Genomic DNA, 20,409 nt, shown 5'->3' with positions numbered 1-20,409 from the left:
TTCGAGCCGATGCCAACGCTTGGAATCGCCATCGTCGGCGCCGGCATGATCGGCGCCGTGCACCGCCGTGCGGCCTTGCTCGCCGGTGCCGAGGTACGCGGCGTTGCCGCTTCGTCAGCGCAGCGCGCGTGAGATGGCGCAGCTGTGGAATGTCCCGCGCGCCTATCGGGACATCGAGGAGGTGATCGCCGATCCGCAGGTGCAGGTCGTGCATGTCTGCACGCCCAACCATCTGCACCGCGCGATGGCGCAGGCAGCACTGGAAGCCGGCAAGCACGTGATCTGCGAGAAACCGCTGGCGACCACGCTGGACGATGCGCAGGCCCTTGCAGCATTGGCCGCCTCAACCGGGCTGGTCGCCACAGTACCTTTCGTTTATCGCTACCACCCGGTGGTGCGCGAGGCGCGCACGCATAGCGCAGGGTGATCTGGGGCCACTGCACCTGATCCACGGCAGCTATCTGCAGGACTGGCTGCTGGACCCGGCCAGCAACAACTGGCGCGTGGACCCGGCGCTGGGTGGCGCATCGCGCGTGTTCGCCGACATCGGCTCGCACTGGTGCGACCTGGTGGAATGGATCAGCGGCGAGCGCTTCGCCGAGGTCAGCGCGGCGTTCTCTACGGTCATCGCCGAGCGCGGCGCCGTCAGCGGGCAGAGCTTCAGCACGCCAACCGCAGCCAGCGCAATGCAGGCGGTAACGAGCGAGGACGTAGCGGCGGCGATGTTCAGGACCGGCGCCGGTACGCTGGCATCTCTGACGGTCAGCCAGGTCTCGGCCGGACGCCACAACCGCCTCTGGTTCGAGATCGACGGTGCCAAGGCCAGCGCGGCCTTCAACCAGGAAGACGCCGAGCGCCTGTGGATCGGCCTGCCCGACCAACGCGAGGAGATCTTCGTGCGCGGACCAGGCGCCGGCAGTGCCGATCAACGCCGCCTTTCCGTGCTGCCGGCCGGACACGCGCAGGGCTACGCCCAGTGCTTCGAAGCGTTTGTCGCCGACACCTATCGCGCCATCGAGGGCGAGCGGCCGCAGGGCCTGCCCACCTTCAAGGACGGCCTGCGCTCGGCGCAGATCGTCGATCGTGTCATTGCATCAGCCAGGTCGCGTGCCTGGACCACCATCGGTTGAAACCCGGGAGGATCTGTTGATGAAAGCCCTTGTCCATGGAACTGCAAGCCTCATTCTGCTGCTCGCTGCCCTGCCCGCTTTTGCAGTCGAAGCTGTCAGCACGCAGAAGCCGATCGCGGTACAGATGTACACCCTGCGCGATGCAGGCTCGCTCGAGCAGCAGCTGAAGATCGTCCACGACGCTGGCGTCCATGCGGTGGAAACGGTCGGCACGCAGAACACCAGCGCCGCCGAGCTCAAGCAGCTGCTGGACCGGTATTCGATCAAGGCAATTTCATCGCATGTGCCACTGGCCGAGCTGCGCAGCAACCTGGATGGGGTGGTGACCTTCAACCGGTCGATCGGCAACACGACGCTGGTGGTGCCGTACCTGGACAAGAAGGATCGTCCGAGCGATGCCGCCGGCTGGACCGCCCTGGGCCAGGAACTGGGCCGGATCGCGAAACAGGTGCGCGGCAAGGGCATGCGCCTGGCCTACCACAACCACGACTTCGAACTGGTCGACTTCGACGGCAGGACCGGACTGGAGCTGCTGTTCGCCGCCGCCGGTCCCGACCTGCAGACCGAGCTGGACCTGGCCTGGGTCGCGCGTGCAGGCCTGGACCCGGCAGTGATGCTGGCAAAGTTCCGCGGCCACGTATTCGCGGTGCACGCCAAGGACAATGCACCGAAGGGCCAGGCCCAGGACGAAGGCGGATTCGCCGCGGTGGGCCAGGGCGTGCTGGACTGGAACGCGATCCTGCCTGCTGCGGCAGCCGCCGGCGTGCATTGGTACATCATCGAGCACGACCAGCCACGCGATCCGGCCAGGATCATCCAGACCGGTGCGGACTATCTGCGTGAACACCTGACCACCAACGTGCCCGCCCGTGCGCGGCGCTGACGCATCGAGGAGCCCCACATGAAAATGATCCTGGCAATGGCGGTGGCCCTGGGTGGCATGAGCGTTGCGACGGCCGCCTGGTGCAAGGACGATCCGGCTGCGGGTGCAAAGCTCTACACCGCGAACTGCGTGGCCTGCCATGGTGCGGATCGTGCGGGCATGCCGGGCGCATTCCCGGCGCTCACCGACATCGGCAAGCGCATGGCACCCGCACAGATCAAGGAAAAGATCAGCAAAGGCGGTGGGCTGATGCCGCCCTTCTCCCAGCTGTCACAGCAGGAGATCAACGACATCGCCAGCTACCTGGCGAAGTAAGCGGCCGGCGACCACGCTGGCCGCGTGCCCCTACAGCTCGCGCACCCAGATGTTGCGGTAGCTGACCCTGGAGTCATGTTCCTGCAGATAGAGCGGCGCACACGCATGCGGCGCGTAGGAAGGCGCGCCGATGTACTCGGTCTTGCCGGCCAGCACAGTGTCGTCCTGCACCAGCACGCCGTTGTGCAGCACCGTGATGCGCGCGGGCGACACAAGCCCACCGCCCTGCGAGAAGCGCGGCGCCTTCCAGAGGATGTCGTAGGCCTGCCACTCACCCGGTGCGCGCGAGGCGTTCACCAACGGCATGGCCTGCTTGTAGATCGAGCCCGCCTGGCCATTGGCATAGGTCGGGTTGTTGTAGCTGTCGAGCACCTGCAGCTCATACAGCTCCTGCAGGAAGATGCCGCTGTTGCCGCGGTTCTGCCCGTCGAAGCCCTTCGTGTCGGTAGGCGTGCGCCACTCGACATGCAGCTGGAGGTCGCAGAAGCGTTGCCTGGTGCGAATGCCCTTGCTGCCGGGCACGACGGTCATGGCGCCATCGGCAACCTTCCAGGGCACGCCTCCGCCCTGCTCCGACTCCCACGCGGAGACATCCTTGCCATCGAACAGCACGATTGCGTCGGACGGGGCCCTGCCTGGCGGCGTGGCCACGGTCGCAGGCACCGGCGTCCACACCTCGGTCTTCTTCGGATCGCGCGCGGCGTCGGCACCGTTCTGCGCGAACACGGGTGCGGCGGCCAGCACGGTGGCCGCAATCAGCAGCGGCTTGATCATCCTGTTGCGCTCCATCAGCTGGTCCCCCAGGCGGGCGTGCCGGGAACATAAGCAAGATCGCCGTCGTAGCGCCCCGGCACGGCAACGTACTGCAGCACCCCGGTCGCGCCGACCTTGGAGGTGAAGAAGCCGAAGATGGCCAGCTGCTTGAGCATCGTGAAGTAGTGCGGCATCGCCTCGCCCTCCTCAGGCGTACCTGTTTCAGTCACATCGGCATGTCGTGCCTTGGCTTCTGCATCGAGCGTGCGCAGCAATTCGGTTCGGGCTTCCGGCGTGAGCGACACGAAGCGACCGCCGGCGCGCTTGTCGATATCGACCAGCCCTGCGCGGAACGTCGCCTGCTGCCGGGCGGTGTAGCAGTCGTTGACGAAGGTCGCCATGAACAGACCAGCGCCCGCGTCTTTCGCCCCTGGTGTCCGGGTCCGCGGCAGGATGGTCTCGGCGATCTCGTCCAGCGTGCCGACATCGGCGTCGGAGAAATGGAGCTTCGCAGCGGCGGCCGGCGCCTGCCCTTGCACGAGCGCAGGCAGGCCGACCATGGCCGCCCCCGTGGCGGCGACGATCATTTTCAGAAGTTCGCGGCGATCCATCAGAGGTTCCCCGCTTTCAGTTCGCGCACCGCATGGTCGGCGGCCCGGGCCGTCAGCGCCATGTAGGTCAGCGAAGGATTCACGCAGGCGCTGGAGGTCATGCAGGCACCGTCGGTGACATACACGTTGGGCGCATCCCAGACCTGGTTGTGCTGGTTCAACACCGAACTCTTCCGATCACGTCCCATGCGCGCGGTCCCCATCTCGTGGATGCCCTTGCCCGGGGCATAGTCGTTGTCGTGCATCTTCACGTCCTTGACGCCGGCCGCCTCCAGCATCTCTGCGGCATCGGCGGCCATGTCCTTGCGCATCGCCAGTTCGTTGGCGCGCATGGCAACGTCCATCGCCAGCACCGGCAAGCCCCACTTGTCCTTGCGGTCGTGGTCCAGGCGGATCGTATTGTCGTGGTGCGGCAGCATTTCACCGAAGCCGGTCATGCCGATACGCCAGTCACCCGGCACGGTCAGCGCCTCCTTCAGGTCTGCACCGATGTTGAGCTCGGCGATCTCGCGCGACCAGCCGGTGCGGCTTGCGCCGCCCTGGTAGCCGAACCCGCGCAGGTAACCGCGTTTGTCAGCCGCGACGTTGCGGAACCGCGGAATGTAGAAGCCGCAGGGGCGACGCCCGAAGTAATACTTGTCTTCGTAGCCCTCGACCCGGCCCGAGGCACCTGCACCGAAATGATGATCCATCACGTTGTGCCCGAGCTCGCCCGACGATGAGCCCAGCCCGCCCTCCCACACATCGGTGGCCGAGTTCATCAGCAGCCAGGTCGAGTTGAAGGACGATGCGTTGAGGAAGATGACCTTGGCCATGTACTGATAGGTCTGCCCGGTCTCGGCGTCGATCACCTCCACCCCGCGGGCACGCTTGCGGTCCTTGTCGTAGAGCACTTCCTTGACGATCGAGAACGGCCGCAAGGTCAGGTTGCCGGTCTTCATCGCCGCCGGCAGTGTCGCTGCCTGGGTGGAAAAATAAGCGCCGAAAGGGCAACCCAGGATGCACTTGTTGCGGTACTGGCAGTTGACGCGGCCCTGTTCGGGCATGGGCTTGGTGATGTTGGCGGTACGCGAGTGGATCATGTGCCGGGTGCCGCCGAACGCCTTTTTGATCCGTGCGGCCACGTCCTTCTCGACGATGTTCAACGGGATCGGCGGCAGGAACTCACCATCCGGCAACACGTCCAGCCCTTCGCGCGTACCAGCGATACCTGCGAATTTCTCCACGTAGTCGTACCACGGCGCGATATCGGCGTAGCGGATGGGCCAATCGGCTGCGATGCCGTCCTTGAGATTCGCCTCGAAGTCCAGGTCGGAGAAGCGATAGCTCTGCCGGCCCCACAACAATGAGCGGCCGCCGACGTGATAGCCGCGGAACCAATCGAAGCGCTTGGTCTCGACGTAGGGCGAGTCCTGTTCGTTGGCCCACATCCCTTCCAGGTTCTCGGCCAGGCCATAGTCGCGCATCAGCACCGGGAAGTCGGCCTTCATCGCCTGCGTTGGCCGGTTTCGGTGCGGGAAGTCCCACGCCTCCTTCATCGCGTTGACGTAGTCCTTGACGTGCTCGATGTTGCGTCCGCGTTCCAGCATCAGGACCTTCAGGCCCTTCTCGGTCAGCTCCTTCGCTGCCCAACCGCCACTGATTCCCGAGCCAACAACAATGGCGTCGTAGTGATTATCTGCCATGGGTTTCTCACCTGGGTGGATATCGTTTCAGACGTCGCAGAGGCGGATCGCCTCGCGCAATGAGGCAACGGGATCGGGCGCTGCAGGCGTGAACTCCTGCGCCAGATACCCCTTGAAACCGGTGTCGCGGATCGCGCGACAGATGGCCGGATAGTGGAGCTCCTGCTGGTCTCCGATCTCATTCCGGCCGGGCACGCCTGCGGTGTGGTAATGCTTGAAGCAGGCGTGATGCTTGCCGATGGTGGCGATGATGTCGCCCTCCATGATCTGCATGTGGTAGATGTCGTAGAGCAGGCCGAAATTGTCCGAGCCGAGCCGCTGGCACAGCTCCACACCCCATGCGGAGTGGTCGCACAGGTAGTCACGATGATCGACCTTGGAATTCAGCAGTTCCATCACCAGCACCACCCCGCGCTTCTCGGCGTGCCCGAGGATGCGCTTGAGGCCGGCCTCGGCATTCGCGATGCCCTCGGCGGGGTCCATACCGTTGCGGTTGCCGGAGAAGCAGATCAGGTTGCGATAGCCGGCATCGGCGACCAGATCGATGTGCCGCGTGTAGCGTTCCACCAGCTGGTCGTGGAACTCACGGCCGGCAAAGCCCTTGGTAAGGCCCAGCTCCGCGCCGTTGCACATCGAACTGTCCACGCCGTGCGCCTTCAGGGTGGGCCAGTCCTCCGGGCCGACCAGGTCGATCGCGGCAAAGCCGATGTCCTTCACCGTCGCGCAGAGCTGGGCGACGGACAGCTGCGGGAAGGTCCAGCGGGCGACAGAATGCTTCAGGTTGCCCTTGAGCGGCGCCGTGGCGGCGAATGCAGGCAACGCTCCCGCAGTACCCAGAGCTACGCCCCCAGCAACCGCCATGCGCAACGCATCGCGCCGCGTGAGGCCCGTCGCCGGAGCCGGTCTGATCGAATGGATGGACATCCACCTGCCGGCCTCCCAACCGGTATCAAACGCAACGATTCACAGCAATGCAATCGATTGCACCATAGGGGAGGAAATTGTCTGTTTGCAAGTCGCGGTGCACGAAAACTGATGCTGCGGGGCACAACTCCGCGGGAATCGCGGACAAAGAAAAGCCCCGCATGAGCGGGGCTTTCTTTTCTGCTGCGAACGAGCGTTCGATCAGAACGGAATATCGTCGTCAGCGAAGTCGTCCATCGGCGGCGCCTGCTGCGGCTGCGGGCGCTGGTTGCCACCCTGGTTGCCGTAACCGCCGCCCTGATTGCCGCCCTGGTTGCCATAGCCACCGCCCTGGCCGCCGCGCTGGCCACCGCCACCGCCGCCGTACTCCTGGCGCGGAGCCTGCTGGCGCTGCGGGCGATCGCCGCCGTAGTTGCCGCCACCGCCGCCACCGCCGCCTTCACCACGGCCGCCCAGCATCTGCATTTCATCGGCAACGATGTCGGTGGAGTACTTCTCCACGCCATCCTGGCCGGTGTACTTGTCGTAGCGCAGGCTGCCTTCGACGTAGACCGAGCTGCCCTTGCGCAGGTACTCGCCGGCGATCTCGCCGAGCTTGCCGAAGAACACCACGCGGTGCCATTCGGTACGTTCCTGCTGGTTGCCATCCTTGTCCTTGCGGACGCTGGTGGTGGCCAGGCTGATGCGGGTGATCGCCATGCCGCTCTGGGTGTACTTCACGTCCGGGTCGTTGCCGAGGTTGCCGACCAGGATGACTTTGTTGATGCCGCGCGCCATAGATGGATTCTTCCGTTGTCCGGGGCTGGACCAGTGATAGCACACCCGACGGGGTGCCGATACGCTGGACCTCCCACGGTTGCGAATGGGGGATATCGGAACGAGGCATCTTACCATTCCCTTCGCCCCCGGCCCGTCGGGAATCCGGCCGATACGGGTCGGAACCGGCCTCAACGAAGCAGGGGGCGATCCAGCAGCAGGCCGGTGACCCGCGTAACCTCCCCCACCGCCACCATCTTGGGCCCTTCATGGCAGTGGAAGCGCACGCCCGGCCGGATACGCTCCCGGTGCAGCCCCGCCCTCAGCACCTCATTGACCACGGTCAGGCCGGCCAACAGGGACTCTCCCACCGGCAGCGGCAGCTCGGTCGCCCAGCTGTCGCCCTCAGCGTGCCGGAAGTCGGGCCAGATCATGAACAGCTCGGGTGTCCCGGCGTCATCGGCGTAGGCGAAGTCCCAGCGGATACCGTTCCGGGCCGGGCTGCGACGCCCACCCTCCTCTGGCGCAAGGATGCGGATCCGCGCCTCGAAATCGTCGGGGACACCCGGGTACAGGCGAAAGGTCACCGCTTGGCTCCATCAGGCTATGGTGTTGACCGTCGCACGACCGCGACCGTGGCCACAAGCAGTGACGGCCAGGACGGCCAGCAGCCACCGCATGGCATCATGCCCTGGCACCTTCCACCCTGCCCCCTCCCGCGTGCCCATGACCATCAAAGGCAAAGCCACCTCCCTGGACATCGCCCACCTGGCCGGGGTCTCCCAGCCGACCGTGTCGCGGGCCCTGCGGGGCAGCCCGATGGTCAACGCCGAGACCCGCGAGCGCATCCTGCGCATCGCCCGCGAGCTGAACTACAAGGTCGACAAGAACGCCTCCAGCCTGCGCCTGCGCAATGCCGGCACGCTGGCCCTGCTGTTCTTCGAGGACCCGACCAACGACGACTCGCTGATCAACCCGTTCTTCCATTCGATGCTGGGCTCGATCACCCGCGCCTGCGCGCTGCACGGGCAGGACCTGCTGGTCTCGTTCCAGCAGCTGTCCACCGACTGGCAGGCCGATTACGAGGACAGCAACAAGGCCGATGGCATCATCCTGCTCGGCTACGGCGACTACCACGAATCGCGCGACCGCCTGCAGCGGCTGGTCGAACAGGGCACGCACTTCGTGCGCTGGGGCGCCGCCCTGCCCGGCCAGCCCGGCGTCTCGATCGGCAGCGACAACTTCCAGGGTGGGCATGACATCACCACCCACCTGCTGCAGCAGGGCTGCCGCCGCATCGCCTTCCTCGGCCATGCCTCCAGCCATTACCCCGAATTCCAGGAACGCTACCGCGGCCATGTCGCGGCCCTGCAGGACCACGGCCTGGCCGCCGAACCGGCGCTGCAGCACGATGCGATCACCACCGAGGCTTCCGGCCAGGAGGCCTGCCAAGTGCTGCTGGCGCGCGGTGAACCGATCGATGCGATCTGCGCCGCCAGCGACCTGATCGCCATCGGTGCGATGCGCGCCCTGCGCGAGACCGGCCTGCGGGTGCCACAGGACGTGGCGGTGACCGGCTTCGACGACATCCCGCTGGCGGCCTCGGTATCCCCGGCGCTGACCACCGTGCAGCAGGACACCAAGCAGGCCGGCCAGCTGCTGGTGGAGCGCCTGCTGGCACTGATCGGCCGGCAGCCGGTGGAGAGCCAGAGCATCCCGGTGAAGCTGGTGGTGCGGGAATCGTCGCTGCGCGGGTAGGCACCGCAGGGCCGGCGCCCCTGCCAACGCACGACGGCCGGATTCTCCCCCCATGACCAACGGCGGATGCGCACGGACGCTGATGCGCGGATAACGCGCAGACATCGCCCATGGAAAGGTGTACGTCGCATGCTGAAGATCGATTCGCTGTCCAAGACGTACGCCAACGGCGTGCATGCCCTCAACAAGGTCACCCTGGACATCCCGCGCGGCATGTTCGGCCTGCTCGGCCCGAACGGCGCCGGCAAGTCGTCGCTGATGCGCACGCTGTCCACCCTGCAGGAAGCCGACAGCGGCACGGCGACGCTCAGCATTCCGGGCGAAGCGTCGATCGACGTGCTGCGCGACAAGGACGCGGTGCGCCGCCGGCTGGGCTACCTGCCGCAGGATTTCGGCGTGTACCCGAAAGTCAGCGCGCTGGACCTGCTGGAACATTTCGCAGTGCTCAAGGGCCTGACCCAGCGCGCCCAGCGCCGCGAGGTGGTCGATGGGCTGCTGCAGCAGGTGAATCTGTGGGACGCGCGCAAGCGCAAGCTGGGCACGTACTCCGGCGGCATGCGCCAGCGCTTCGGCATCGCCCAGGCGCTGCTGGGTGACCCGCGGCTGGTGATCGTCGATGAACCCACCGCCGGCCTCGACCCGGAAGAACGCAACCGCTTCCTCAACCTGCTGGCCGCCATCGGCGAGAACGTGGCGGTGATCCTGTCCACCCACATCGTCGAGGACGTAACCGATCTGTGCCCGACGATGGCGATCATGAACAAGGGCCAGGTGCTGCTGACCGGCCGTCCTGCCGAAGCGATCGACGCCCTGCAGCACCAGGTCTGGCGCAAGCAGGTTGATCCTTCGGAACTGGCCGACCACGAGGCACGCTACGTGGTGCTGTCCACCCGCCTGGTCGGTGGTCGCCCGGTGATCCACGTGCACAGCGCCAACGACCCCGGCGACGGCTTCGCAGCCGTGGCTCCCGACCTCGAGGACGTGTACTTCCAGCGCCTGCGCCTGCAGGCCCGTGCCCGCGCGGCAGCCTGAGCGGAGCACGCCATGATCCTCAACTTCTTCCGTTTCGAGCTGCGCGAGCAGCTGCGCTCCCCGCTGCTGTGGCTGCTGGCCGGGCTGTTCGCCCTGCTCGCCTTCGCCGCGGCCTCCAGCGACGCCGTGCAGATCGGTGGCGGCAGCGGCAACGTGCACAGCAACGCGCCCACCGTGATCGCGCAGATGCTGGGTATCTTCACCCTGCTCGGCATGCTGGTCACCGCACTGTTCGTCAGCAATGCGCTGTTGCGTGACTTCGAACTCGGCACCGCCGAACTGATCTTCGCCAGTCCGGTGAAGCGCCGCGATTACCTGGCCGGGCGCATCGCTGCCGCCCTGGCGGCCGGGCTGCTGGTCTACGTCCTGATCGCGTTCGGCCTGTGGCTGGCGCCGTTCATGCCGTGGGTCGATCCCGAGCGCATGGGCCCGATCAGCTGGCAGGGCTATGCGTGGACGTTCGCGGTCATCGTCATTCCCAACCTGCTGTTCACCACCGCGCTGCTCTCGCTGCTGGCGGCGCTGACGCGCTCGATCCTGTGGGTCTACATCGGCCTGGTGGCCTACCTGGTGCTGTATGGCGCCAGCGCGGCCCTGCTGCGCGACATCGACAACACGTGGATCGCGGTGCTGAGCGAACCGCTGGGCATGCGCGCACTCGGCCGCACGATCCGCTACTGGTCCACCGCCGAACGCAACAACGGGATTCCCGAGCTCGCCGGTTACCTGCTGGTCAATCGCGCCCTGTGGTTGGGCGTGGCTGCCGCGCTGTTCGCCGCCACCTTCGCGCTGTTCCGTACCGAGCGCAGCGGCAGCGGCCGCCGTCGCTGGGGCCGCAGGCAGTCGCAGCCGGCTGCCGACGCCAGCGCCGCCCGCCCGACCCGCGCAACGCTGCCGCGCGTGGTACCGGCGTTCACCGCCACCACGGCATGGCAGCAGTTCCTGCGCCAGGTCCGCTTCGATACACGCGGCGTGCTGCGCAGCGTGCCGTTCATCGTGCTGCTGGTACTGGGCCTGGCCAACTTCCTGCCCAGCGCGCTGTTCCGGCAGACGCTGTACGGCACCTCGATCTGGCCGGTCACCTCGCAGATGATCATGGGTCTGCAGGGGGCCTTCAGCTGGCTGCTGGTGATCATCGTGCTGTTCTTCGCCGGTGAGCTGGTCTGGAAGGAACGCAGCGCGCATCAATGAAGTGACCGATGCCATGCCGGTGCCGAACTGGGTGCCGCTGCTGGCCAAGTTCACTGCACTGCTGGCGGTGATCGTCTGCTTCCAGGCCGCCGGCGCGCTGGCGGCGATGGGTGTGCAGCTGGCCAAGGGCTACACGCATCTTGAGCCGCTGCTGTACCTGCGCAGCCTGGCCCTGGATTCGGTGGTCTACATCCTGATGGGCGGCCTGGCGCTGGTGCTGCAGGTGCTCACCAACAACAAGTTCGTCGGCTACGCACTGCTGATCGTGGTGATGATCGGCCAGGGTGTGCTCGGCCTGCTCGACTACACGCAGAACCTGTACAACTTCGGCAGCTGGCCCAACGCGCCCTATTCGGACATGAACGGCTACGGCCACTTCCTGACCGGGCAGCTGGCGTTCCAGGGCTACTGGGCGTTGTCCCTGCTGACGTTGATGTGCCTGGCATCGGCCTTCTGGGTACGAGGTGTCAGCCAGGGCCTGCGTCAGCGCGTGGCCCTGGCCGGCCGCCGCCTGCGCGGCCCGACCGGGGTCTTCGCCGGAGTCGCCGCATTGGCCTTCGTCGGCGTGGGTGGCTGGCTGTACTGGAGCACCAACATCCGCAACGAGTTCATCTCGCCCGACCAGCAGCTGGATCTGCAGGCCCGCTACGAGCGCGAGCTGTCGAAGTACCGCACGCTGCCGCAGCCCCGCATCGTGGCGGTGGACAACCGCGTGGACCTGTTCCCGGAATCGCAGTCGATGGTGATCGATGCGAACTGGACGGTGCGCAATACGCATGCCGTGCCGATCCAGGACGTGCATGTCTCGATGGGCGACGACAAGCAGCTGGTCGCGGTTGACCTGGGTGGGCAGACCTTGTCGATGCACGACGCCGACCTTGGCTACCGCATCTACCGCCTGGCCACGCCACTGCAACCGGGTGAAAGCCGCAACGTCCACTTCCGGGTGGTGCAAAAACCCAACGGCATCACCGCCGGCCAGGCACCAAGCAACATTGTCGACAACGGCACCTTCTTCAACAGCCGCGTGCTGCCCTCCTTCGGCTACAACGAGGGTGCCGAGATCAGCGACCGCAACGAACGCCGCAAGCGCGGCCTCGGCGAGCCGCGGCGCATGCCCAAGCTGGAAGACGAAGCCGCGCGCGCCAACACCTACATTTCCAACGACGCCGACTGGCTCGATTTCCGCACCACGGTCTGCACCGCACCGGACCAGGTGGCGTTGGCGCCGGGCTACCTGCAGAAGGAGACCACGGTAAATGGCCGGCGCTGCTTCAGCTACGCCATGGATCGGCCGATGCTGAACTTCTACGCCTATCTGTCGGCACGCTGGGAGGTGCGCAAGGCGAAGTACAAGGACATCCCGATCGAGGTCTACTTCGACCCGGCGCACGGCTACAACGTGGACCGGATGATCGAAGCGGTGCAGAAGTCGCTGGCCTACTACGAAGCGAACTTCACGCCCTACCAGCACCGCCAGGTACGCATCATCGAGTTCCCGGGCTATGCGCGCTTCGCGCAGTCGTTCGCCAATACCATCCCCTACTCCGAGGCCATCGGTTTCATCGCCGACCTGCGTGACCCGGACAAGGTGGACTACGTGTTCTACGTAACCGCGCACGAGATCGCGCACCAATGGTGGGCGCACCAGGTGATCGGTGCCAACGTGCAGGGCGCGACGGTGCTCTCCGAATCGTTGTCGCAGTACTCTGCGCTGATGGTGATGGAGCAGGAGTACGGCCGCCAGCACATGCGCCAGTTCCTCAAGCGCGAGCTGGATGGCTACCTGTCCGGACGCGGTGGCGAGGCCATCGAGGAGCAGCCGCTGGAGCGCGTGGAGAACCAGCAGTACATCCACTACCAGAAGGGTTCGCTGGTGTTCTACCGGCTGCGCGAGGAAATCGGCGAGCAGGCGCTGAACCGCGCGTTGAAGCGCTTCCTGCAGGACAAGGGCTATCAGCAACCGCCGTACACCACCTCGCGCGAACTGCTGGACTACATCCGGGCGGAGACCCCGGCCGACCGCCAGCAGCTGGTCACCGACCTGTTCGAGAAGATCAGCTTCTACGACAACCGGGTGATGGCCGCCAGCGCCCGCAAGCGTGCTGACGGTCGCTACGACGTAACCCTGGACCTGCACGCCGCCAAGCAGTACGCCGATGGCAAGGGCAAGGAGAGCGACGGCACGATGGATGACTGGGTCGAGATCGGCGTGTTCGCCAACGGGCCTTCGGGCAAGGAACGCGACCAGAAGGTGCTGTATCTGCAGCGCCACCACATCACCAGCGCCGCGCCGAAGATCACGGTGACGGTGGATGAAAAGCCGGATGAAGCAGGCTTCGACCCGTACAACAAGCTGATCGACCGGGTGAGCGATGACAACCGGCGCAAGGTGACGATGTAAGGCAACGGGGCGCCGGCCTGTCCGCCGGCGCTCCACGCAACACCTGCGGGCTTGGCTCGGCCTTACTGTAGTGCCAAGCCATGCTCGGCATACTGCCCAGGGTGACCGAGAAGCTTCAGCGCACCGTCGCCTTCGGCCCCAGCAACGCCAGCAGCACGAAGACCACGATCGAGGCGACGGTGCCGAGCGCCGCCGGCAACCCGAATGCCCACGCCGAACGGCCCTGCTGGCGCGCCCACTGGGCCAGATGCCAGGCCGCGCCCAGATTGATCAGCCAGGCAATGACGAACACCGGCCACAGCACCATGCCCACCGCGCGCAGCAGGGGCATGGAGACCAGTGCGGCAACGATGGCCGCGATCAGGAAGATCAGTGCTGAGCGGGAGTGCCGGGCCGTTGCGGTGCTCATGCCGCCAACCTGCGCACCATCACCAGCACGCGGTGGCTGCGGTTGTCGGCTTCCTGCAGCGGCTTCCAGCCCAACCGCGCATACAGGCCGCCATCCAACGATTCGGTCTGCAGGTACAGTTCGGAAACGCTCATCCGCACCGCCTGCGCCGCGGCCTGTTCGACCAGCGCGCCAGCCAGCCCACGCCCGCGATGACTATCGGCCACGAACACGCTGCCCAGCCAGTGCTCGTACTGCGGGAAGGCCTGCATTTCCCGGCGCTTGAGCTGCACGGCACCGACCACCTGGTCGCCATCGAAGGCGGCGATCAGGTGCGGGAAACCCTCGGCGTCCTGAGGTGTGTTCAGCCGCTGCAGTTCCTGTTCCAGCGACAGGCCGGCGTCGCGGCCCCATTCGGCGTGGTACCACCGGGCCAACTGCTGCCGTTCCGGTGCATCGGCGGGTAATACCCTGAATTCCATGGCAATGCCTCGATGGGGAAGCGTTCTGTAGAGTCGAGCCATGCTCGACTGATCTGGCACTGTGCGAAAGGCAGTCGAGCATGGCTCGACTTTACAAATATAGCGCGGTGGCGGTTCAGCCCTGGGCGAAGTCCTTCAGGATCTCGCCCACGCCGCTCGGCGAAATCTCAAAGCCCAGCGAAGTGCCCGGATTGATCACCACGCCATAGCCACCCGGCACGCGGCGCAGCACGTCCAGCATCAGCCAGCGGATCTGGTGTTCGGCCTGCTGGCTGTAGGTGCCCACCCGCGACGGGTCGGTGAACACGGCCACATGCAGGGTGCCCTGCTTGTCGAACAGCAGCGGGTCGAAGCCGCTGCCGTCGGGGGTGACCAGGCTGCCGGTCAGCAGCACCACCTCGGAGGCGACGAAGGCCTCCATGAAGGTGCGGATCGGTACCGCCCCGTCCATCGCCGCCTTCAGCAGGGTTTCGATCGGGGTCTGCGGGGCGAGGTCGGTCATGGCGGTACGGCGGGGCGTGAGGGGTGCCTATTGTAGAGTCGAGCTTGCTCGACTGCTCGAAAAGCGTGCCAACCAAGGTTGGCACCCACCAGAGCGGTAGGCAGGTGCCATGGATTCATGGGTTGCCGGCCAGCGGCCGGCACTACCGCCCCAGCCGCTGATCCCGCGCCTTCTGGTCGGCCATCGCCTTGTCCAGCTCAGCCTGCAATGCCGGTTGCTGCACGGCGGCGTCAAGCACGTACACCTTCACGCCGTGCGCGGGCACGTCGGCCTTCAGGGATGCATCCACCTGCAACGAACCGCCGTCCAGTGCATCGCGCCAGCGGCCCGCCTGCACGTAACGCGACACGGTGAGGGTCCTGGTCCGGTCGCCCTTGTTCAGCAGCACCAGCGCGGTCTGCGCCACGTCGCCATACTGCAGCACGCGGAAGAACACCGCCTCATCACCCTGCAGGCGCTCGTTCACCTGCAGGCCACGCTGCAGCGCCGGCGTGGCTTCGCGCAATCGCGCGATACGCTGCAGCTGCGCGAAGATCGGACTCTCCGGTGCGGCATCCACACGCGACTGGCCGAAGTAGGCACGATTGCCGGCATGCTCGGCGCGGCCGCGCATGAAGCCGGTTTCCGAGCCGTAATAGACCACCGGAATGCCGCGTGCGGTGAACAACCAGTTGTGCGCATCGATGAAGCCGCTGTCGCTGGCCTGCAGGCGCGGCATGTCGTGGTTGTCGTAGAAGCTCATCAGCTCATACGGGTTGGCGTACGGGCCACCGCTCAGGTGCAGCGGCTCGGCCAGGGTCTCGAAGCCCTTTCCGGCGGTGCCGAAGGTCTGCTCCAGTGCGCCGCGCAGCGGGAAGTCGAGCACGCTGACATTGGCGTTGGCCGGCCAGGTGTGTTCGGCGATGCTCGCGGCGTTGTAGTCGAACGCTTCGCCGAACATGAACATGCCCGGATGCTCGGCGCGGATGCGCTTCACGAAGGCATGCCACCACGGGTGCGGCAGCCAGCCGATGGTGTCGATGCGCAAGGCATCCACGCCCTGCGCGGTCCACTGCAGGTAAGCACCCACCAGATAATCCATCACCGCCGGATTGTCCTGGTTGAAGTCGGACAGTTCAGCCAGGTTGCCGTCGAAGATCGAGCCATCCTTGCTGTCGACCGGACCGATGTTGTTGTAGAACGCGTGCAGCGGGTTGTGCTTCGGGTCCAGTTTCTGCGGTGGCAGGTTCTGGTGATCGGCGATCAGTGTGCCGTCCTTGTCGAAGATCTGGCCGAACTGCGGCTGCCGCGTCGGCATGGTCCAGGCCGGCGAACCGTGGTTGCCGACAATGTCCAGCACCACTTTCAGGCCTGCGCCATGCAGGCCCTTGGTCAACCCCGCGAAGTCCAGGTCCTTGCTGGGCAGGTGCTCATCGAGCTTGTAGAAGTTGATGCCCCAGTAGCCGTGGTAGCCGGTCTTGCCGCGATCGGTCAGCGTGCTGGTGCAGCTGATCGGCTTGCTGCCGGTGAACGCCTCGTCCGGGTTGTCGACGATGGGGGTAATCCACACCGCACCGAAGCCGAGGTTGCGGATGTACTGCGCATTGTCGAGCACACCGCGGAAGTCACCACCGAGATAGCCGATGTTGCCGTCCACCTTGTCCGGGCACGGCACCGGAATATCGAAGGTGCGATGCATGCCGCCCTGGTCGCGATGGTCGTTGGACGGATCGCCGTTGACGAAGCGGTCAGTGACCACGAAGTACACCGCATCGCTGGCGAATGGCTCGGTGGTGCCCACATAGTCCGGGCGCGGCGCGGCCGTCGCATTGCCGGCCAGCAGTACCAGGGAAACAGCAACAGACAGCGCACCACGCATCACACCACCTCCGGACGGGACGGAACCCACAGCACGCACAGGCCGGCGATGAACAGGCTGCAGCCGCCCAGCACCAGTACATGCATCGGCTGGCCACCCAGCAACGTACGCAGGGCGAAGCCGAGCGCACTGGCGGCGACCAGCTGCGGAATCACGATGAAGAAATTGAAGATGCCCATGTACACGCCCATCTTCGATGCCGGCACGCTGTCGGACAGCAGTGCATAGGGCAGCGAGAGAATGGACGCCCAGGCGAAGCCGACGCCCACCATCGACAGCAGCAGCCAGTGCGGGTCGCGGATGAACATCAGCGAGACCAGCCCGGCACCGCCCAGCCACAGGTTGACCAGGTGGCTCCAGCGCAGGCCGATCGCACGCACCATCAGTGGAATCAGCACCGCCGCCAACGCGGCGAAACCATTGTAGGCGCCGAACAGCACGCCCACCCAGTTGGCGCCCTCGTTGTAGGCCGCCGACTCCGGCTCGGTCGAACCGAAGTGGGCGCCGGCCACGGCGGCGGTGGTGTAGATCCACATCGCAAACAGCGCGAACCACGAGAAGAACTGCACCCATGCCAGGCGACGCATGGTGACCGGCATCGCGCGCAGGTCGCCGACGATGGCGGCCAGCATGTGCGTGGCCGGCAACGTGCGCGCGAGCGCCAGCAGCAGGCCATAGCCGGCACACAGGCCGGCCAGCACGTACAGCATCCTGTCGCCCTGCCGCCAGGCGATCAGCAGCGCCAGCAGCACGCCCAGCCCCAGCCATACGGCGACCTGGGTCCAGGGTGCCGGACCGCTGATCGGCGCTGCTGCATGATGTGCCGATGGCTCGGCATCATCGAACCCCGCAAGCTCTGCCGGTGAATACTCGCGGGTGCTGACCACCGTCCAGGTGATCGCCGCCAGCAGCACCACCGCACCGAAGTAGAACGCATAGCGCACGGTGTCCGGCACCTCACCGGTGGCGGCCGTATTGGCGACCCCGAAGTGGGCCAGGATGAACGGCAGGAAGCTGGCGACGATGGCGCCCACGCCGATGAAGAAGCTCTGCATCGCGTAGCCGGCTGGGCGCTGGCGCGGCGCCAGCTGATCGCCGACGAAGGCGCGGAACGGCTCCATCGATACGTTGATCGAGGCGTCCAGCACCCACAGCGTGCCGGCGGCGATCCACAGCGCCGGCGAGTTCGGCATTACCAGCAGCGCCAGCGTGGTCAACACCGCTCCGATCATGAAGAACGGACGGCGGCGCCCCCAGCGCGTCCAGGTGCGGTCGGACAGGTAGCCGATCACCGGCTGCACCAGCAGGCCGGTCAGCGGCGCCGCAATCCACAGCCCGGGCACCGCATCGATGTCGGCGCCCAGGGTCTCGAAGATGCGACTGGCATTGGCGTTCTGCAGGGCGAAGCCGAACTGGATGCCGAGGAAGCCGAAACACATGTTCCAGATCTGCCAGAACGACAGCTGCGGCTTGGCGGGACGACTCATCGTGCGCCCTCTTCCATCGCCACCGGCGCCACCTTCAGCGCCTGCACCTGGGCCTGGTTGAGCACACCCTCGCGTCCACCCTTGCCGCCGGTGTAGTGCGCGAAGTGCTGCAGCGCTCATGTTGAAGCCCTCTTCAAGCGCGACCGTGCACTGCCCCTTTGGCACCGTGAATGTCGCCGAGGTCGAGTCCTGCATCGCCACGCTGTGCGGCAGGGTGACCGTATGCCGCTGCAATGGCTGGCCCGGGCACTGCAGCACCAGCTGCTTGACCGCAGCGGTGACGCCGGTGTTGATCGGCCCGTTCGGGTTGCGGTACTGCAGCCGCAGGCGCACCTGCCCGGCCTTGACCGAGTTGAACTGCCAGCGTTCCTCGCCCTTCAGCACCTGCTGCGGACCGACGCAGAGCGTCGGGCTGTGCAGCGACTCCAGCGCACCCTCGCGCAGGGTCAGGCTGAGGCAGTGCTGCAGGCCATCGTCGCTGATGTGCACCGGGCCATTGCTGGCGACGAGGGCCCTGCCGTCCTTCCACAGAACCTGCTCGGCTTGCACCGGAACGTTCCAGCCCGTGCCCATGCGCAGGGCCTGCGGTGCCGCCGGTGTTGCGGGCGCACGCGCGTTGGCATCCGCAGTCGTGGCAGCGAAACCGGTTGCTGCCGGGACAGCGACCAGCTGCACCGTGGTAGTCGTGCCACGTGTGATGGTGCTGCCGGCCACCAGCAGGCCATCGCCCACGTTCTGCGGGCGCTCCAGCACATAGCGCCTGCCGTTGGCTTCCAGCGTGATGCGGGGATGCGTGCCGAACAGCTCCGGCACCAGCACGGCCGGCAGCTTGGGCTGCACGCGGCCATCGTCCTGCACACCGAACACACCTTCAAGCACCATCGACAGATAGCCGGCCACCGACCACAGCTGGCGTTCGGAGTTGACCACCGGGCCGCTCAACGCGCCCTCGTCAACATGCACGGCCTGGCTGACCAGCTCGTAGTTCTCCATGTTGGAACCGGCCAGCGCAGCGCCCTGCATCAGCGAACGGATCTCGGCGGCGATGCGCGGCGCATCGTCCAGCTGCCGCGCCGCACGCAGAGAGTACGCGCTGACAAACGGCCAGATCGCGCGGTTGTGGTAGATCGGCTGCTGCGCCTCCTGCGGCCACACCACCGGGCTGCCGGCCGGCCCCATCGGGTAGGCAGCCAGTGCGCGGCGCGCGTTCGGGTGGCAGCACGTCGGCCAGGATGCCCAGCGACAGGCCAAGCAGATCGACCTTGGCGTACGGCACCGGGTGCGCGGCTTCGCCGATATAGCTCATGTACTGGCCGGTATCCTCGCGCCAGAAACGTGCATCGATCTGCTGCGCCAGCGCATCGGCCCAGGCCTTGTAGTCGGCCGCGCGGGCGTCGCCCTGCTGTCCAGCGAGGCGTTCGGCCAGGCGCAGCGCCTGGTAGTGCAGCACGTTGGTGGACAGTGCATAGGAGTCACCGATGAAGCGCACGTCCTCACGGGTCCAGTCCGGATAGGTCTGCTCGCGCCAGTCCAGGAACGAGGTCTCGCCACGGTACAGGCCCATCTGCGCGTCGAACACCATCGCGCGGTCCTGAGCCAGCGTGCCCTGCAGCGCCTGCCAGACCTGGTCGGCAAACGCGCGATCCTCCAGCAGGTGACGTGCCGCCAGGAACCACACCACGCGGTCGCTGCTGATCGGCCAGCTGCCGCCGGAACCGGTGTCCTGCGCGACGAACAGGCCGGGTGTATGGCCATCGCGGGCCGCCGACAGCTTGAACTGCAGCGACTGCCGGGTGCGCTGCGGATCCAGCCGCGCCAGCGCCAGGTCGGCGGCGAAGCTGACATCGCGGGTCCACACGTAGGGCCAGCGCGCCGGTCTGGAAGCACTCGCACGGCACCGGCCGGCCTTCGTCGAACGCAGGATCGCGGATCGCATCCACGCGGTCCTGGTCCATCTCCTGCTGGGCCAGCGCGAACAGGGCATCGAACATCACGCTGCCGGTCTGGCTGCGCATCGGTGCGGCTGCGATCTGCACTGCACCCTTCGGCGCATGCAGCACGAAGCTGCCCTTGGCAGCGGCTTCGGCGCGCATGACGGCCGTCGAATTGCAGGTCGGCCGCCTGCGCGGTCGATCCCAGCGCTGCCCCCAGGGCAGCGGTCAGGCAAATGATCTTCAGCATCGAAGCGGCGGACCGGCTTGCGCCCGTCGGCCTCCCTCCCTCTCTGCACGCGTTGTAGGTCCGCACCGT

General features: G+C 66.4%; 15 protein-coding genes and 3 pseudogenes. 6 read left to right on the top strand and 12 right to left on the bottom strand.

The window, feature by feature from the left end:
* Window positions 1-9: 9 nt before the first annotated feature.
* From ACZK2V_RS05800 to ACZK2V_RS05790, 3 genes and pseudogenes are all read left to right on the top strand, one after another.
* A pseudogene (locus tag ACZK2V_RS05800) lies at window positions 10-1,130 on the top strand (Gfo/Idh/MocA family protein).
* 19 nt (window positions 1,131-1,149) lie between these two features.
* Window positions 1,150-2,013 (top strand): sugar phosphate isomerase/epimerase family protein, encoded by an 864-nt coding sequence (locus ACZK2V_RS05795; RefSeq protein WP_049398855.1) that lies wholly within the window; start codon window positions 1,150-1,152, stop codon window positions 2,011-2,013.
* Window positions 2,014-2,031: 18 nt separating this feature from the next.
* Window positions 2,032-2,328, top strand: coding sequence for a c-type cytochrome (locus ACZK2V_RS05790; protein WP_032127645.1), 297 nt, complete (start codon window positions 2,032-2,034; stop codon window positions 2,326-2,328).
* A gap of 30 nt (window positions 2,329-2,358) precedes the next feature.
* On the opposite strand, the gene ACZK2V_RS05785 is transcribed toward ACZK2V_RS05790, so the two are convergent.
* From ACZK2V_RS05785 to ACZK2V_RS05760, 6 genes are all read right to left on the bottom strand, one after another.
* On the bottom strand, window positions 2,359-3,102 hold the full coding sequence (locus ACZK2V_RS05785; protein ID WP_223276916.1) for a 3-keto-disaccharide hydrolase: 744 nt from the start codon (window positions 3,100-3,102) through the stop codon (window positions 2,359-2,361).
* 14 nt (window positions 3,103-3,116) lie between these two features.
* Window positions 3,117-3,692 carry a gluconate 2-dehydrogenase subunit 3 family protein gene (locus ACZK2V_RS05780; RefSeq protein WP_458075024.1) on the bottom strand — a complete coding sequence of 192 codons (576 nt, stop codon included), beginning with the start codon at window positions 3,690-3,692 and terminating at the stop codon, window positions 3,117-3,119.
* A complete protein-coding gene (locus ACZK2V_RS05775) occupies window positions 3,692-5,377 on the bottom strand; it encodes a GMC oxidoreductase (protein WP_458075023.1) in 1,686 nt (561 codons plus the stop codon). Before ACZK2V_RS05775 ends, ACZK2V_RS05780 begins: the two co-directional genes overlap by 1 nt.
* A gap of 27 nt (window positions 5,378-5,404) precedes the next feature.
* Complete coding sequence (locus tag ACZK2V_RS05770; protein WP_486322991.1) at window positions 5,405-6,301, bottom strand: hydroxypyruvate isomerase family protein; 897 nt, start codon at window positions 6,299-6,301, stop codon at window positions 5,405-5,407.
* 201 nt (window positions 6,302-6,502) lie between these two features.
* On the bottom strand, window positions 6,503-7,078 hold the full coding sequence (locus tag ACZK2V_RS05765) for a single-stranded DNA-binding protein (protein WP_010483495.1): 576 nt from the start codon (window positions 7,076-7,078) through the stop codon (window positions 6,503-6,505).
* Between the two features lie 170 nt (window positions 7,079-7,248).
* Window positions 7,249-7,644: a hypothetical protein gene (locus ACZK2V_RS05760; RefSeq protein WP_486322990.1), complete on the bottom strand. Its 396-nt coding sequence runs from the start codon at window positions 7,642-7,644 to the stop codon at window positions 7,249-7,251.
* 139 nt (window positions 7,645-7,783) lie between these two features.
* On the opposite strand from ACZK2V_RS05760, the gene ACZK2V_RS05755 reads away from it, so the two are divergent.
* From ACZK2V_RS05755 to ACZK2V_RS05745, 3 genes and pseudogenes are all read left to right on the top strand, one after another.
* Window positions 7,784-8,815: a LacI family DNA-binding transcriptional regulator gene (locus tag ACZK2V_RS05755; protein WP_329913983.1), complete on the top strand. Its 1,032-nt coding sequence runs from the start codon at window positions 7,784-7,786 to the stop codon at window positions 8,813-8,815.
* 129 nt (window positions 8,816-8,944) lie between these two features.
* Window positions 8,945-9,847, top strand: a complete 903-nt coding sequence (locus ACZK2V_RS05750; protein ID WP_350259956.1) for an ABC transporter ATP-binding protein — start codon at window positions 8,945-8,947, stop codon at window positions 9,845-9,847.
* 12 nt (window positions 9,848-9,859) lie between these two features.
* A pseudogene (locus ACZK2V_RS05745) lies at window positions 9,860-13,442 on the top strand (ABC transporter permease/M1 family aminopeptidase).
* 115 nt (window positions 13,443-13,557) lie between these two features.
* On the opposite strand, the gene ACZK2V_RS05740 reads toward ACZK2V_RS05745, so the two are convergent.
* The 6 genes and pseudogenes from ACZK2V_RS05740 to ACZK2V_RS05715 form a co-directional block, all read right to left on the bottom strand.
* Window positions 13,558-13,851 carry a hypothetical protein gene (locus tag ACZK2V_RS05740; RefSeq protein WP_107433650.1) on the bottom strand — a complete coding sequence of 98 codons (294 nt, stop codon included), beginning with the start codon at window positions 13,849-13,851 and terminating at the stop codon, window positions 13,558-13,560.
* On the bottom strand, window positions 13,848-14,312 hold the full coding sequence (locus ACZK2V_RS05735; protein WP_107433651.1) for a GNAT family N-acetyltransferase: 465 nt from the start codon (window positions 14,310-14,312) through the stop codon (window positions 13,848-13,850). The genes ACZK2V_RS05740 and ACZK2V_RS05735 overlap by 4 nt, the downstream gene beginning before the upstream one ends.
* 115 nt (window positions 14,313-14,427) lie before the next feature.
* Window positions 14,428-14,814, bottom strand: coding sequence for an SseB family protein (locus ACZK2V_RS05730; protein WP_293794713.1), 387 nt, complete (start codon window positions 14,812-14,814; stop codon window positions 14,428-14,430).
* Between the two features lie 142 nt (window positions 14,815-14,956).
* Entirely contained in the window at window positions 14,957-16,672 is a 1,716-nt protein-coding gene (locus ACZK2V_RS05725) for an alpha-amylase family glycosyl hydrolase (protein WP_486322989.1), read from the bottom strand.
* Entirely contained in the window at window positions 16,672-18,159 is a 1,488-nt protein-coding gene (locus ACZK2V_RS05720) for an MFS transporter (protein WP_486322988.1), read from the bottom strand. The genes ACZK2V_RS05725 and ACZK2V_RS05720 overlap by 1 nt, the downstream gene beginning before the upstream one ends.
* Window positions 18,156-20,340: pseudogene (locus tag ACZK2V_RS05715) on the bottom strand (MGH1-like glycoside hydrolase domain-containing protein). Before ACZK2V_RS05715 ends, ACZK2V_RS05720 begins: the two are co-directional and overlap by 4 nt.
* Between the last annotated feature and the right edge of the window lie 69 nt (window positions 20,341-20,409).

Source organism: Stenotrophomonas sp. 93052_Sma (genome assembly GCF_056481145.1).
The sequence above is the reverse complement of the archived record's forward strand: the minus strand, read 5'-3'. Positions and strand labels throughout refer to the sequence as shown.